The organism is Bacillus sp. FAU20, from assembly GCF_056033865.1.
Genome location: NZ_JBVYHY010000021.1, coordinates 379777 through 394080 on the forward strand (window position 1 = coordinate 379777; position 14304 = coordinate 394080).

14 protein-coding genes, 1 pseudogene and 1 other annotated feature are annotated in these 14304 nt (G+C 35.5%); of the genes and pseudogenes, 2 read left to right on the forward strand and 13 right to left on the reverse strand.

Going from position 1 to position 14304, the window contains the following annotated elements; translation table 11 throughout:
- Positions 1-136: 136 nt before the first annotated feature.
- On the reverse strand, positions 137-337 hold the full coding sequence (locus AC0OM3_RS15685; protein ID WP_033672568.1) for a hypothetical protein: 201 nt from the start codon (positions 335-337) through the stop codon (positions 137-139).
- Between the two features lie 195 nt (positions 338-532).
- Positions 533-823, reverse strand: a pseudogene (locus AC0OM3_RS15690) (chromosome condensation regulator); the annotation flags it as partial.
- A 475-nt stretch (positions 824-1298) separates the two neighbouring features.
- Here AC0OM3_RS15690 and AC0OM3_RS15695 point away from each other — a divergent pair.
- Positions 1299-2183 (forward strand): NAD(P)-dependent oxidoreductase, encoded by an 885-nt coding sequence (locus tag AC0OM3_RS15695; protein ID WP_050552471.1) that lies wholly within the window; start codon positions 1299-1301, stop codon positions 2181-2183.
- 71 nt (positions 2184-2254) lie between these two features.
- Here the strand turns inward: AC0OM3_RS15695 and AC0OM3_RS15700 are convergent, their stop codons facing one another.
- From AC0OM3_RS15700 to AC0OM3_RS15715, 4 genes are all read right to left on the reverse strand, one after another.
- On the reverse strand, positions 2255-2638 hold the full coding sequence (locus AC0OM3_RS15700; protein ID WP_268502759.1) for a MerR family transcriptional regulator: 384 nt from the start codon (positions 2636-2638) through the stop codon (positions 2255-2257).
- 292 nt (positions 2639-2930) lie between these two features.
- Positions 2931-3572 (reverse strand): FusB/FusC family EF-G-binding protein, encoded by a 642-nt coding sequence (locus tag AC0OM3_RS15705; protein WP_000387065.1) that lies wholly within the window; start codon positions 3570-3572, stop codon positions 2931-2933.
- 110 nt (positions 3573-3682) lie between these two features.
- Positions 3683-4369: a DUF421 domain-containing protein gene (locus AC0OM3_RS15710; protein ID WP_001015963.1), complete on the reverse strand. Its 687-nt coding sequence runs from the start codon at positions 4367-4369 to the stop codon at positions 3683-3685.
- A 178-nt stretch (positions 4370-4547) separates the two neighbouring features.
- Entirely contained in the window at positions 4548-4811 is a 264-nt protein-coding gene (locus AC0OM3_RS15715; RefSeq protein WP_000878308.1) for a CD3324 family protein, read from the reverse strand.
- A 326-nt stretch (positions 4812-5137) separates the two neighbouring features.
- Here AC0OM3_RS15715 and AC0OM3_RS15720 point away from each other — a divergent pair, with 326 nt between their 5' ends.
- A complete protein-coding gene (locus AC0OM3_RS15720) occupies positions 5138-5842 on the forward strand; it encodes a polysaccharide deacetylase family protein (protein ID WP_001227583.1) in 705 nt (234 codons plus the stop codon).
- A 39-nt stretch (positions 5843-5881) separates the two neighbouring features.
- Here AC0OM3_RS15720 and AC0OM3_RS15725 read toward each other — a convergent pair whose 3' ends face one another.
- The 7 genes from AC0OM3_RS15725 to hflX form a co-directional block, all read right to left on the reverse strand.
- On the reverse strand, positions 5882-7219 hold the full coding sequence (locus AC0OM3_RS15725; protein ID WP_474212336.1) for a sodium-dependent transporter: 1338 nt from the start codon (positions 7217-7219) through the stop codon (positions 5882-5884).
- A 299-nt stretch (positions 7220-7518) separates the two neighbouring features.
- Positions 7519-7741 (reverse strand) — a binding site (T-box leader).
- 244 nt (positions 7742-7985) lie between these two features.
- Entirely contained in the window at positions 7986-8561 is a 576-nt protein-coding gene (locus tag AC0OM3_RS15730) for a hypothetical protein (RefSeq protein ID WP_000505540.1), read from the reverse strand.
- 23 nt (positions 8562-8584) lie between these two features.
- Complete coding sequence (locus AC0OM3_RS15735; protein ID WP_046945416.1) at positions 8585-9412, reverse strand: DUF4037 domain-containing protein; 828 nt, start codon at positions 9410-9412, stop codon at positions 8585-8587.
- A 92-nt stretch (positions 9413-9504) separates the two neighbouring features.
- Positions 9505-10017, reverse strand: coding sequence for a GNAT family N-acetyltransferase (locus tag AC0OM3_RS15740; protein WP_000771275.1), 513 nt, complete (start codon positions 10015-10017; stop codon positions 9505-9507).
- Between the two features lie 79 nt (positions 10018-10096).
- Positions 10097-11014 carry a cysteine synthase A gene (cysK, locus tag AC0OM3_RS15745; protein ID WP_474212338.1) on the reverse strand — a complete coding sequence of 306 codons (918 nt, stop codon included), beginning with the start codon at positions 11012-11014 and terminating at the stop codon, positions 10097-10099.
- Between the two features lie 10 nt (positions 11015-11024).
- Entirely contained in the window at positions 11025-12236 is a 1212-nt protein-coding gene (locus AC0OM3_RS15750; protein ID WP_001149411.1) for an MFS transporter, read from the reverse strand.
- Positions 12237-12447: 211 nt separating this feature from the next.
- Positions 12448-13707, reverse strand: a complete 1260-nt coding sequence (hflX, locus tag AC0OM3_RS15755) for a GTPase HflX (RefSeq protein ID WP_474212341.1) — start codon at positions 13705-13707, stop codon at positions 12448-12450.
- Positions 13708-14304 lie beyond the last annotated feature (597 nt).

Sequence of the window (14304 nt, forward strand, 5' to 3'; positions counted from 1 at the left end):
GATGCGTTTTTATTTTTGATAAAAGTACCATACAATGATGAGAACAACCGCTGTTAATGCCCAAAGCGCTACTTCATTTTTCACTCTACTCTTTTTCTTAGTCATTTCATCTCCTCCTAATAGCAATACAACGTATTCAAGATTTCCTCTGTTTCATTGTCCACCTTATATACATAAATACATCCTTACCAATCCTTATAACAAGACCACAAATGATTCCGATTGCAATTGAAATTATTAACATCTGTACAAAACTAAGAGTAGTTGTGTATGTTATGTAGATAACAATGCATACAAGTAAAACATCCGGTAAAGAAAGCAAAAACTTTTTAAGTATTTCTTCAGCTCTCCTATGTCTTATTTATCTCTTTTGCTGTAGCTTTGAAATAAAATTTATTTGAAAATCCCATTTAGACCTTCATTTTACAGAAAAGAATACCCCCCCTTTTGAAAAGGGATTCTTATGTACATGTTCTATTCCATAATTACTCCTAAAATAGAATAATATTACTAATGATTTGTTGTACATTAACTATTTGCCAGGCAATCGGATGTTGCGCCAACTACCTACATCGCATTGACCGTATGTATTATCACCTACTGCTACCACGGTGCCATCTAATTTTAGACCGACCGTATGCGCACAACCAGCCGCTATCGCTACAATATTACGCCAATCGCTTACATTACATTGACCATACTCATTCCACCCGACTGCCACCACGGTACCGTCTGATTTAAGTCCGATTGTATGATTCGTACCAGCTGCTATTGCCATAATATCTTTCCAGCTGCTTACATCACATTGACCAAGTTTATTATTTACCCACTACCAATCTAATTTAAGAGCAACGGTATGACCACAACCCGCTGCTATCGTATCTTTAGACCACCGTTTCGCTTTTAACATTTCTTCTTCCGGTGAAATGTAATTCATATTTACCTCCTTCAAAATAAGCAACTATTTCAAAGTATATCTTTTATCAAACTTTATTTCATTATCAAGACCTAAATCGTAAAAAGTCATAAATAATAAAGAGTGATACATATTAGTCATCGATAATATGTATCACTTTTCACTACTTTTTCCGCAATCTCGCCCTTTAATGGAATAATAGATTACTTATAACTGGTTTGTTGAAATATTATAACCAAAATATTTTTGTTGACTGTGACACTGGTGTCATACTTTAGAATTAAGTTTGAACATCTGAAAGGAGGCATTTTCATTGAAGAAAAATGACCAAAGTGAGAAAGAACAAAATATCAGTCAAGTATCAAATACAGATGTATCTATGATGGAGAACCCGAACCGTTCACCTGTTACAGTTATTGGCTTGGGTCCGATGGGCCAGGCGCTGGCTGGTACATTCCTGATGAACGGCCATCCTACGACATTATGGAACCGAACTGCCGAAAAAGCCGATTATCTTGTTTCTCAGGGGGCGATTCTTTCGAATTCAGTTATCGCCGCGGTCTCTGCAAGTCCCCTGGTGATCATTTGTGTTCTGGACTACAATATCGTCCGTGAAGTCCTTGCCCCTGCGGGAGATGCCCTGAAGGGACGGACACTGGTGAACCTCACTGCCGACTCGCCCAAACGTGCCCGTGAAATGGCCACATGGGCTGCCCAACACGGAGTCGATTACCTCGATGGGGCGATTATGACCCCTACTCCAACCATCGGGACGCCTGCGGCTTCCGTCCTGTATAGTGGACCAGAATCCATCTTTAAGGCCCACCAACCGACCTTGGCAAGCTTGGGTGGCACTACTTCTTATCTTGGGGCGGACCCTGGCCGGGCAGCGGCATATGATGTGGCCCTGCTCGATCTCTTTTGGACATCCATGAGCGGTTACGCTCACGCTCTCGCCCTTGCCACTGCCGAGAATATTCCGGCAAAGGAGTTCGCTGTTTATGCCCAGGGTATCATAGGCATCTTGCCCGACATCATGGCTTATTTAGCAAATGAAGTAGACTCGGGTCACTACCCTGGTGACAAGTCCAATATCATCTCGGCCTCGGCAGGAATGGAGCACATCATCCATGCTGCTCAGCACCACGGCCTCGACGTCAGCGTTCTGAGTGCTGCAATGGCCGTAACCCAGCAGGCCATCAACGAGGGCTACGGAACCGACGGATTCTCTCGCTTGACCGAACTGCTAAAGAAACCGTCTGCATAACATCATAGTCTTCTGTAAAGATCCCGGATTCCGCCATAATCGCGGACGGGATCTTCAATTATTTCGTTGTTTCAACTAAGAGAATTTCCATTTCTCATTCTTCTTTTATCCGTCATTTGCATGATTTGTTTTTCCAACCGATGCTTTACACCGTCCAATACACTGATTTGTCTGTTAATTTGATCCAGCTTCACTTGATAAGTTTCCAGCATTTCTTCACAAAATTCATAGTCTTCCGGACCATTATCCTCGCATTTCAATATTTCCTCAATTTGTCCCGTTGTCAGCCCCAAACCTAAATAAAGTTGAATAATTCGAATACGTTTGATGGCGGATTCATCGAACTCGCGATAACCATTTTCAAGGCGTACAGCGGTAATTAGATTTTTTTTCTCATAATGCCTTATGGATCGGATACTTGCACCTGTCTTTTTAGACAGCTCACTGATTTTCAATAGAAACGCCTCCCTATTAAATGTTCGAAAATCTTATCTTATAATATGACATTAGTGTTACGGAAAATAATAACATATAGGTTTTTGTTTCATTGAAGTTGTGACGTAAGTGATTCAGTTTTTCAAATAATCGTTCTAAAACTGATTGGGAGATACGGTTATAAGGTTTCGTTTTTGATTTCCGTTTATCTATTGAACTAATTATCCTCTAATAATCATAGTACAGTTAAATTTTTAATCTACTTCTTCAAAAAATAAAAACCTCCAGTTTAAGTACTAGAGGTCTTCCATTTTATTTCTTTAATCGCTCAATAAAATCCTGTAATTTATCAAGTGATTTCATGTTCTGATTACAAGCTACACCATCTTTGCAAATATAGTTTCCTTTTTTTACGAAAGTTCCTGGTACATCGCCTTTAATTTCAACTAAAAACATCCCAACTTCTTCATGTCCATGACATAACGAACAAATGCTTTTTTTATTTAAACTTTGGAACGTTCCTTGCAGACCAACAAATTTATTTTTATCATTTTTCGCTATAATAAATTTCCTGCTTGATCCCTTATCAATCCAGCTTAAATAAGATATTTCTTTCATATCTATTTCTTCCATATCAGGAAGTTTTAACTTTTTCGCTTTAGGAAACAATTTTTTTAATGTTTGTGCTGTAACTTCTTGAAACGGAATTACATACGGATTTATTTTCATTAAAAATGATTCTGCATCTTCTCTATTTTGAACTGTTAATACCGTATCAATTAACTCTTTCTGTTCATCCGTTAAATTCTCAAATACATGTATTATCTTTTCAATCGCAAGCGATTTTAACGCTTGAATTACACCTCTATCATTTGCGGTTGCATGCCCGTTTGCTAAAATATAAGCTTGTGATTTTATAAAATTATATTGATCACTTCTAATAAACGCTTCCATCTTTATCACTCCATACAAATTGTTGATCTAGTTTTATTGTATACAATGATTACGTTTTTTGATATGTAAAAGATAACTTAGAAACAAACATTACATATATCACTTATTCTCTACCGCTGCATTTCCTGACAAAAGAAGCCATCATCTGCTTTCCATTCCGCATATAATACGTCTTCAAATTTAGTAATTCCTTTTTGCTTTATTTGTTTATAAAGCCACCCTTCATCAAATCCTGCTTCCCTCAAATTATCCTTAACTACTTTCCCATCACTAATTAATGAAATTGGTAAGTATACAGGCTTATGTTTTAAACTTAAATCATTTATAGTAGGAGATTCGTATTTACTTTTTTTCAGAACGCTTATGTTTCCATTAGGTTCCAATATCATATATTCAACTTCTCGGATTGAAAATATATCTTTTTGTTGTCTTAACATTTGTTGTAATTGGTTAATATCCAAATGATTTGATTTTAATTGTTCTCTATCAATATGCCCATTACGAATGATAATAGAAGGGTATCCTTCAAAGAACTTTCTTGTCCTTCTAAATTTTTGTGTTATTGCTTCTATTGCGTAAATTAATATTACCCATACAAAAACAGCGTATAAAATAGACCATACTCTCACCTCAGGATCATATACAGTGTTTCCAACTAGTTCTCCGATTACAATCGCAGAAATAAAATCAAAAGGGGTTAGCTGTGATATTTGTGTTTTCCCTAATATTTTAGTAGCAATTAATAAAACAAAAAAACCAACAAAAAGTTCTATCGTTATTTGTCCAAGATGATTCATATATGTTCACCTTTCTGTAATATGAAATATAAAGTTTTTATTCCTATTCACATTTCTATACAATACTATTGCGATTCATTTTTTCTATTATCATGCCCATTCACACCCTATATATCCAATACATACAAAGCAAAAAGAGTCTAGTTCAAAATAATATTTGAACTAGACTCTTTTATGCTCATTTAGAATATACAATCTTTTTAATCGTTTCCCCAGAAAGAAAATATTCTTCTGCAAGTTGATGAATAGCAATCCCACTTTTAAACGCTTCTTTAATCGCTTTATTTCTTTCATCTAGTTGTTTTCTTCCGCCAGATCGTGTACCCCATTTATAATGTTTCGTTTCTTGTTTCGGAATATAAATTGTTTCACCTTGTATATACTTTTGAATTTCAGTAATTAAACTTTCTGGTAAAACCGTCGCGGCTTTAACGTATTTCATTTCTGCTCGCCCCTTATTTTTTATGGTTCATTTCAATAAGGTGCAAAGCCAAATATAAAAAATGATACGAGCTCATTTAGGCGATTGTATATTACTTGTCTACCTCACGCAAAGTATCGCCATTTCCATACTTGGCTTTGCATGAGACGTTGCAGTGTCTGGCAATTGAATTGTAATCGCCATTTAAACACCTCCTAATATACCTTTTGCATTTTATTATATGATAAATCCCTTCCCCTTGCATCCACATCCTTTTTAAAGCGTGAAATTACTTAATTTGATATAATACTTTTTAATTGAATCAAAAATCATTGTGAGGTTACATTATGAGGAAAAAAATTATCATTACAACCGTTACACTATTCTTTATTATCACGGCATTATTTGGAACATACAAATTGATGAACGCAAGAAGCTTTCAATTATTTGGAGATTTAACACAACGCGTAGAAACAAATGAAAAAGTGATTGCTTTAACTTTTGATGATGGCCCTACTAACAATGTAAAACAAATATTACCGCTACTAGATAAATACAACGCTAAAGCTACTTTCTTTTTAATTGGAAATGAATTAGAGAAAAATTTATCGTTAGGAGAAGCTATCGCGCAATCTGGGCACCAACTTGGAAACCATACATATTCTCATAATAGAATGGTTTTCAAAACACCTTCTTTCATTAAAGGTGAAATAGAAAAAACGAATTCATTAATCCGCCAAACAGGATTTACAGACGAAATTGATTTTAGGCCTCCTAACGGGAAAAAATTAATTGGACTACCCTATTATTTAAATAAAAATAATATCGAAACGATTATATGGGATCTTGAGCCCGATACTTTTTATAAATCTACGGCTGATAAAATTGAATATGTTAATAAAAATGTAAAACCAGGTTCTATCATTTTATTGCATTCTATGTATGATGAGTCTAATGAAAATTTACAAACGATTGAAGGTATTTTAGATTCTTTATCTAAGAAGGGCTATCAGTTCGTAACAGTAAATGAATTGCAAAAAAGAGCAAAATAAAAAGGTAGCGTATCTTTGTATGATACGCTACCTTTCTTTTTATATAATGCCAAGTACATTTAAGAATACGATAATAATCGCAATTGGTGCGATATACCGAAGTAAGAATAACCATAATACGAATAGTTTATAACCTTTATTTTTACTTACACCTAGCTCTTTCATTAATACATCTTTCTTCATTTTCAAAGGAACAAAGATAGAAACTAATAATACACCAAGTGGCATTAATACGTTACTTACTGCATAGTCCGCTAAATCAAAGACTGTCTTTCCGAAAATCTTCAGATCACTTAATATACCGAATGATAATGCTGATGGTACCCCAACAACGAAGATTAATAACCCTACGATTAAGGCCATTTTTTCACGTTTCCCTTTACCTTTTGATGTTAACGACGCAACACTAATTTCTAACATCGAAATTGCTGATGTAATCGTAGCGAAGAAGAATAGTAATAAGAAAACGATGAAGAATAATTTTCCAAATGCCATTTTACTGAAAATAGCTGGCAATACGATAAATAATAGTCCCGGTCCTTGAGATGGTTCCATTCCGAATGCGAACACAACTGGGAAAATTGCAAGTCCTGCAAGTAATGTAATAACAAGAGTTAATGCTACGATAGAAAATGCTGAACGTGGTAAGCTTTCTTCTTTCGGTAAATACGAGCTATACGTTACCATAACGGCTACCCCGACAGATAACGAGAAGAACGATTGCCCCATTGCGTATAAAATAACTTCTGATGTTACATGTGAGAAATCAGGTTGTAAGAAGAAACGAACGCCTTCTCCGGCACCATCTAACGTAAGTGCACGAACTATTAATACAAAGAATAAAGCAAATAGTGCTGGCATGAAATATTTATTTACTTTTTCAACACCATTTTGTACACCTTTACTTACGATAAAAATAGTAATAAGGATGAATAATAGCTGTGATCCAACTGCTAAATATGGATTGGAAATGATTTCACCAAACGTAGCTTCGTATGCTCCATTTCCTTCCCATAGTCTACCTGTAATTGCATTCCATAAATATAATAAAATCCAGCCTCCTACAACACTGTAGAAAGAAAGTAATATGAAACATGTTACAATTCCTAATTTACCTAACCAAGGCCATAACGTTTTAGGAGCAATCTCTCTATATGCATCAACAGCCTCTTTTTGTGTACTTCTTCCAATAACAAATTCAGCTAATAATAGCGGTAAACCAATTAATAATGTGAAACCGATGAAAATTAGGAAGAATGCTCCGCCTCCTCCAATGCCGGCCATATATGGGAATTTCCAAATCGCCCCAAGACCAATTGCCGAACCTGCTGCAGCTAATACGAAACCTAATTTCGATGTCCATTGCTGTGAATTCATTTATTAATCTCCTCTCTATCTCTTCTTTTTTGTTACAATTCGGTATTTATATTGTTCTATCAATACTCTTTTCTAATACGTTCACTTCCTCCCTAATAATAAAAAAACGCCCCTACGTAAATACGTAGGGACGACAAAAATATCGCGGTACCACCCTAGTTGTGAAGAACACTAAGAAACCACCTAAATAAAAACACCCCTACGCAAAAACGTAGGGACGATAAAATATCGCGGTACCACCCTAGTTATGAAGCCACACCAAAGTTAGGACCTAAATAAAAAACGTCCCTACGTAAATACGTAGGGACGATAAATATCGCGGTACCACCCTAGTTGTGAAAAAATCTTCACCACTTTATTTGATAACGGTATAAACTACCGTCTTTCATTTCCTCATAATGCGAGATTTATGAAAGATGCTCCAGGACGAACTTCATGAATAATCTATATACTGATTCACACCAACCATCAGCTCTCTGAAATAGGGAGATATTCACTACTATACCCTTTCGTTGCCCAAATATTATTTTCCGAATTGATTACTATCATTTTTATCACACATTAAAAATAGTGTCAACTTATATTTTGAATTTTTATGTATTACAATCTATTTAAAAATTCGAAATATAAGTTTTAGTTTAGAAAACAAGTAGATTAGTACATAACGAATTCTAACAGGCAATAGAAAAAGAATTACGTATTATTGATACTTATTCCAGAAGAAAAATCATCTAGAAACATAACCTATCTCTATCTGTATTAGTTTTTAAGAGTTTGATGGATACCAAGAAAATTCCGCATCACTATCCAGTGGTCTATTTTTCGTTTCTTCTTTAATTACACGAAACCATTCATTTAAAATTTGAGTTTTTGGCAATTGAGCAGCAAGGTTATCTTCCCAAATTATATGTGAGAACCAGGCTTTCGTTTCCCATTCAAACTGCAATTGTGCGAACGAAATTATAGGGTGATCAGCTTCACGAAATTGCTCATTTACTGCATTTGAAACTTCTGGAGCTTGCGGTAACAACTCGTTCTGAATTCTATTTTTTATCGTCCCATTTTCTAGCTGATCCCAGAAATACAATTGTCCGTTTATTTGATAAAAAATATCAAATGAAGCCTCACCTTTCTTCAAATTCAATAATACGAAGGCACGTTCCACATCATTGTCAGCTGCTTTTACAGCATTAATAATTATATTTTGTGCCATTGATACCCAGTAACTAGTCGCTTCCTCTACCGGTGATTCAACATACAATTCTTCACTTAATTCATGAAGAGTGGCCTCTTGCTCATTCACTTTTTCAACTTTTTTAAAAAACCTATTAAAAAACCCCATAACTTCCCCCTTATTACTATTTTCTATTTCACAAAATAAAAAATAGATTTTTCTTGCTCATCCACATTTACTCCTAGCGCGTATGTATGAACTTGTTGCAATACTTCTTCTATTAGCAACTCTAACTCCTGCACACTATTTTCTGGACTCCCTATTAATATATCTGCCATACGTTTATATAATTTTTCAGGTTTAATAGTCATTCGTTCCACATTATTAGGCATCCATTTAAACGCTGGATGATGCACGTACATTTTATTCAAACCAAATAAAACACCAAATACATTCCTTTGTACTTCACAAATAACGTCATAAAGCATAAGCCAATCTTTCCGTTTTAAAAGCGCCTTTCGATTGTGCCAACGATTACTTAACCATAGATTTTCTGAAATCATCCGTTTTGCTAGTTCATCTGGATATGCCGCTACTCTATCTTTTAATTCATTCACTTTCCCTTCTCCATACAAACTAACACCATCATGAACAGATGATACAATACATTGTTTTTCATAACTTATATCATATTGATCCACCACATCCGAAATCACTTTCTCTACTGTCTCTGTTAAAAAGTTACTAATCTCTAATTTAATTCCCTCTTTCGTTAAATACGTTTCCGACCATTCTTCTTCCTCATACGGATGATACGATAATATTTTCCCATCAATATGATAAATAGGGGCCCTACGATCCTCATCTTCCGGCGGTGTTGACCATAAAATATGTAATTCTATATCTGAATGTTCATCTTCAAGTTTTCTAGCTACTGAACCCGCTAAAATAATAGCTTCCACTTTCGGATTTTTCCTATAAATCTCTGACATCTCTATCGCTTTCTCTTTTAATCCCATTTCATTTCCCCCTAAAATTGCAGTAATCCCTTATATTTCATTTATCTATTTCGATTTTACAGCTTGCATTACCTTTTCAAATTCCTACTACATCATATTTCTATCCAATAGCGCTGAATAACTTCACCAGTACGAGAAGAAACTACTTCATTTTCTAACACACCGCCAACCTTTTGAATCGTTTTAGCAGAACCGATATTGGATTTATCGCAAGTTATTAACACTTTCTGTAATCCTAATTTTTGTGCTTCAGCTAATGCAAGCTTTAGTTGTTTCGTAGCGTAACCGTGGCGACGTTTATTTGGATGGACACTATATCCAATATGACCGCTTTCCCGTAATAATTCTGGATTTAATCTATGTCTAATATTCACAAAACCTATAAGTTCCCTTTTTTCAAAACTTAAAAACTGGCTAGATGGCACTCGATTAGCTAGTATATTTTCTCCTAGTTCTTGTTTACTCACTTTTTCAAACCATTCATCAAGAGAATCAAAGTTTTGTAAAGAACTACTTCCATGTGGTTGTTCCCCTGATTGTAAAAATGCCTGTCTATACGCCGTAATATGCTCACTATATTCATGGATTGGTTTTAATAGTTTCATTGTTCTTCTCCCCCTCTTCATTCCATAAACCAAACACCTTAATAGCAGCTATTCACTATTAAGGTGTTTCTATCCTTTTTTATTCAAATAACCTCATGCTCAAATAACGTTCACCTGTATCAGGCGCAATACATAAAACTTTTTTACCAACGCCTAGACGTTTCGCTATCATAATCGCAGCGTAAACAGATGCTCCAGAAGATGGCCCAACTAATAATCCTTCTTGTCTAGCTAAATTTCTCATTGTCGTTAAAGCCTCTTCGTCTGCAATTTGAATAATTTCGTTATACACTTCTGTATTTAAGTTTTTCGGAATAAATCCTGGGCTTGTTCCTACTAGTTTATGAGGACCTGGTACACCACCTGATAAAACGGGAGATCCTTTCGGTTCCACTACTGCAATATATAAGTTTGGTAATTTCTCTTTTAACGTTTCACCAGTCCCTGTAATCGTTCCACCTGTTCCTGCCGTTGCAACAAAAGCATCAAGCTCTCCATCCATTTGTTCGTAAATTTCAAGTGCAGTCGTATAACGGTGAATATTCGGATTAGCTGGATTTTCAAATTGTTGCGGGATAAAACTATTCGGTATTTGTTTTTGCAGTTCTAACGCCTTCGCAATTGCTCCTGGCATTCTTTGTTCTGCTGGTGTTAAAACTACTTCTGCCCCGTATGCTTTCAATAAATTAATACGCTCTTTTGACATATTGTCTGGCATAATTAAAATCGCTTTATACCCTTTAGCTGCTGCGTTCATCGCTAAACCAATTCCTGTATTCCCACTTGTCGGTTCAATAATTGTATCCCCTGGTTTAATGAGACCATTTTCTTCTGCAACGTGAAGTAAATTATAAGCAGCACGGTCTTTCACACTACGTGATGGATTAAACATTTCTAGTTTCACATACACGTCCGCTGCGTCTTCCGGAATAAATTTAGATAATCGGACGACAGGTGTATCTCCTATTAATTCTGTTACGTTTTCACATAATTTCATAGTGCATCCCCTATTCTATCGTTTTCTTATCACTTGGTAATAACCATGAAGTAAGTCCAATTAACGGTAAACAACTACATAATATCATAATGAACTGAAGGCTATATATATCAGCTAACTTTCCTAGTACTACAGCACCTAGAGCACCAAGGCCGAACGCAAGACCTACAATTAGACCTGATACCATCCCTACTTTTCCCGGAACAAGCTCTTGCGCGTATACAACAATTACACTAAAACTACTTGAACTAATAAAACCGATACATAAAAATAAAGGTACGACCCACACAAGTGAGACATGTGGTAATAACAGTGCAAGTGGCGCTGAACCTAACATTGAAAATACGATGATGTTTTTCTTACCAAATCGATCTGCTAACGGTCCTCCGAAGAAAGTGCCTAACACACCAGCAATCATAAATGCGAATACGAAATACTGGGCATTTTTTATAGATAAACCATAATGCTCAATTAAGTAAAATTGATAGAAATTCCCGATACCTGCACCGTACCAAGAACGCACAAAAGTAAGAAAAACAAGAAGTATAATTACGAATTTAATATGTGTACTTACAATTGCATTTTCCGCCTCAAGCGCAGCTCTCTTCTTCCTTCTTACAGCGCCGGTTGCTAATTCATTTTTGTACCAATTCGATACGAAAATTAATAATGCAATTCCTACTGCTGCAAATGCTGTAAAACCTAATGAACCAATTTGACCGAGTGGAACGAAAATTAGCGCTGTAAAGATAGGAGCTAAAGAATTCCCCGTGTTTCCCCCAACTTGATAAATCGCTTGCGCTAACCCTCGTTTTGCACCTGCCGCCATATACGCAACACGAGCGCCTTCTGGATGAAAGACTGCGGAACCTAAACCAATAAATAAAACAGAAATAATAACAATAATAAAGTTTGGTGCAAACGCGAGTCCAATCATTCCAAGCATACTTGAAAACATGCCGAGTGGTAATAAAAATGGTGACGGCTTCTTATCTGAATACATACCAAACACCGGTTGCATAATCGATGACGTCATATTTAACGCAAACGCAATCCACCCTACTTGCATATAGGATAAATTCATCGTTTTTTCCAAAATAGGAAACAACGCCGGTACAACTGCTTGCATCGAATCATTTAAAAAATGTCCAAAGCTAATCGCAAATAATATTCGATATATTGTCGGTGTTTCTACTGTGTTTTTTTGCGAAACTGCCTGCATATGTGAATCGCTCCTTTCTGTACAAAAAATATATTTATTACAGTAGGTGTAATAAATTCTGACTTTTGAAACATTTCTATTCTATACTGCTTTCATTTCTTTTTCCAGAAATATAACTTAACTCCCATCATTGACTTGCATCCTTGTAACTTTCAGCCGTAAAACATTATAGAAAAAGGCAACCCAATCACAAACTGGGTTGCCTCTTACATTAAATTGCAAAACGCTTATACTTCTCGTAATCGCTCGTCTTACATTCCACTTCTAGTTTCGTACCTTCATTTTCATAACTCGTTGATAAAACGTGCGCATGATTATTGAAATACGAAACTACCTGTCCTTGATCATATGGAATTAACATTTCACACTTCGTATATTCTTTATAGATGTGTGAGCGAATCATTTCTACAAGTTCTTCAATTCCAACTTGTTTCTTCGCTGATAAATAAACACGATCTTCTTGCACTTTCGGAATTTCAACATCTACCATATCTGATTTATTATAAGCATAGATCGTTGGAATATTTTCTACTCCAATTTTCTTTAACGTTTCATTTGTAATATCAATTAATTGTTCATAATTTGGATTTGCGTAATCTACGACGTGAATAAGTAAATCTGCTTCCGCTACTTCTTCTAACGTTGAACGGAACGCTTTCACAAGATGATGTGGTAATTTACTTACAAATCCAACTGTATCTGTTAATAAGAATGATTTATTATCTGGTAAATCAATATTTCGTACAGATGTTTCTAACGTCGCGAATAACATATCTTTTTCAAATACTTGCTTTTCTTCTGTACCATTATAAATTTCAAGCATTGCATTCATCGTCGTTGACTTTCCTGCATTCGTATAACCTACTAATGCTACAACAGGTATTTCATTTTTCTTACGTTGCTTTCGCTGTGTTTGACGCTGGGCAACGAGCGCTTCTAAATCTTTATTTAAAACTGAAATTTGTTCTTCAATTTTACGACGATCTAACTCTAACTTTTTCTCACCGACACCTTTATTTTTCGTACCAACGCCGCCGCTCTGTCTTCCTAACGATTCACGAAGACCGATTAAACGAGGCATCATGTACTGAAGATGTGCTACTTCTACTTGTAGCTGTGCTTCTTTCGTTTTCGCACGTTGCGCAAAAATATCTAAAATTAAAATGGTACGATCAATTACCTTACAATCTAAATCCTCTTCTAAATTTCGAATTTGTGAAGGAGATAATTCATCATTAAAGATGACCATATTCGCATCTATTTCGCATATATACGCTGCTACTTCTTCAATCTTTCCTTTTCCGATATAATGCGACGGATTTACTCGTTGTAAATTTTGCGTTACTTGCCCAATTACCTCTACATCACAAGCTTCCGCAAGATTTGTTAACTCTTCCATCGAATACGCAAAATCATCTTCATTACCTACATTTACTCCAACTAAAACTGCTCTTTGTAATACTTCTTCCATATATTTATTCCTCCATTTCGATTACGTAAAATAAAAAACACAGGTCGCTGCCTGTGTTTTCGTAAACGGATAAGGGTTCACCAAAGAAATAGAAGAAAGCTATGCTTTCATCCTATTTTATAGTCAAAAAGTCCCAAGATCGTATACGTATCCACAATAAGCGTTCACCTATACAATCCCATTCTATTTATAAAGGCAAAACAAAAAGAGGGCGTATTCGTCCCTCCCTCTTTTTCACATATAAGTTTAATAAAGGGTTCCTTTAAAATAGGCAGACCAATCCCGTTCACTCTGTACACAGACAGAGCCTTTGAGCGCTATTCAATTATTGGCACAAAGTATTGAGACGTAATCTGATTAAGATCAAAGGAAGCCCCTCCGTTCATTTTAAGTTACATAAAGTGTAGCATAAGTAATTCGCTTTCACAAGGTTTAACAACCTATATCACACTAAAGAAAATCGTTATGTTTTTACTTTAATCGTCATTTTTTGCGAGTTTTTCTCACAACAAAAATAACAAAAGCAATTATCAATTTTAGAAACTTCTCGTATATTATTTTTACAACACTCGCCAAATTCCTTCATAGTAAGTTAAG

Excerpts from the sequence above, each read along its gene's own strand:
- AC0OM3_RS15740 (WP_000771275.1), bottom strand. The coding sequence starts at position 10,017 with ATGAAACTATTAAAACCAATCCATGAATATAGTGAGCATATTACGGCG.
- AC0OM3_RS15750 (WP_001149411.1), bottom strand. The coding sequence starts at position 12,236 with ATGCAGGCAGTTTCGCAAAAAAACACAGTAGAAACACCGACAATATAT.
- AC0OM3_RS15730 (WP_000505540.1), bottom strand. The coding sequence starts at position 8,561 with ATGGGGTTTTTTAATAGGTTTTTTAAAAAAGTTGAAAAAGTGAATGAG.
- hflX (WP_474212341.1), bottom strand. The coding sequence starts at position 13,707 with ATGGAAGAAGTATTACAAAGAGCAGTTTTAGTTGGAGTAAATGTAGGT.
- AC0OM3_RS15720 (WP_001227583.1), top strand. The coding sequence starts at position 5,138 with ATGAGGAAAAAAATTATCATTACAACCGTTACACTATTCTTTATTATC.
- AC0OM3_RS15695 (WP_050552471.1), top strand. The coding sequence starts at position 1,299 with ATGGAGAACCCGAACCGTTCACCTGTTACAGTTATTGGCTTGGGTCCG.
- AC0OM3_RS15725 (WP_474212336.1), bottom strand. The coding sequence starts at position 7,219 with ATGAATTCACAGCAATGGACATCGAAATTAGGTTTCGTATTAGCTGCA.
- AC0OM3_RS15715 (WP_000878308.1), bottom strand. The coding sequence starts at position 4,811 with ATGAAATACGTTAAAGCCGCGACGGTTTTACCAGAAAGTTTAATTACT.
- AC0OM3_RS15710 (WP_001015963.1), bottom strand. The coding sequence starts at position 4,369 with ATGAATCATCTTGGACAAATAACGATAGAACTTTTTGTTGGTTTTTTT.
- AC0OM3_RS15735 (WP_046945416.1), bottom strand. The coding sequence starts at position 9,412 with ATGGGATTAAAAGAGAAAGCGATAGAGATGTCAGAGATTTATAGGAAA.
- AC0OM3_RS15705 (WP_000387065.1), bottom strand. The coding sequence starts at position 3,572 with ATGGAAGCGTTTATTAGAAGTGATCAATATAATTTTATAAAATCACAA.
- cysK (WP_474212338.1), bottom strand. The coding sequence starts at position 11,014 with ATGAAATTATGTGAAAACGTAACAGAATTAATAGGAGATACACCTGTC.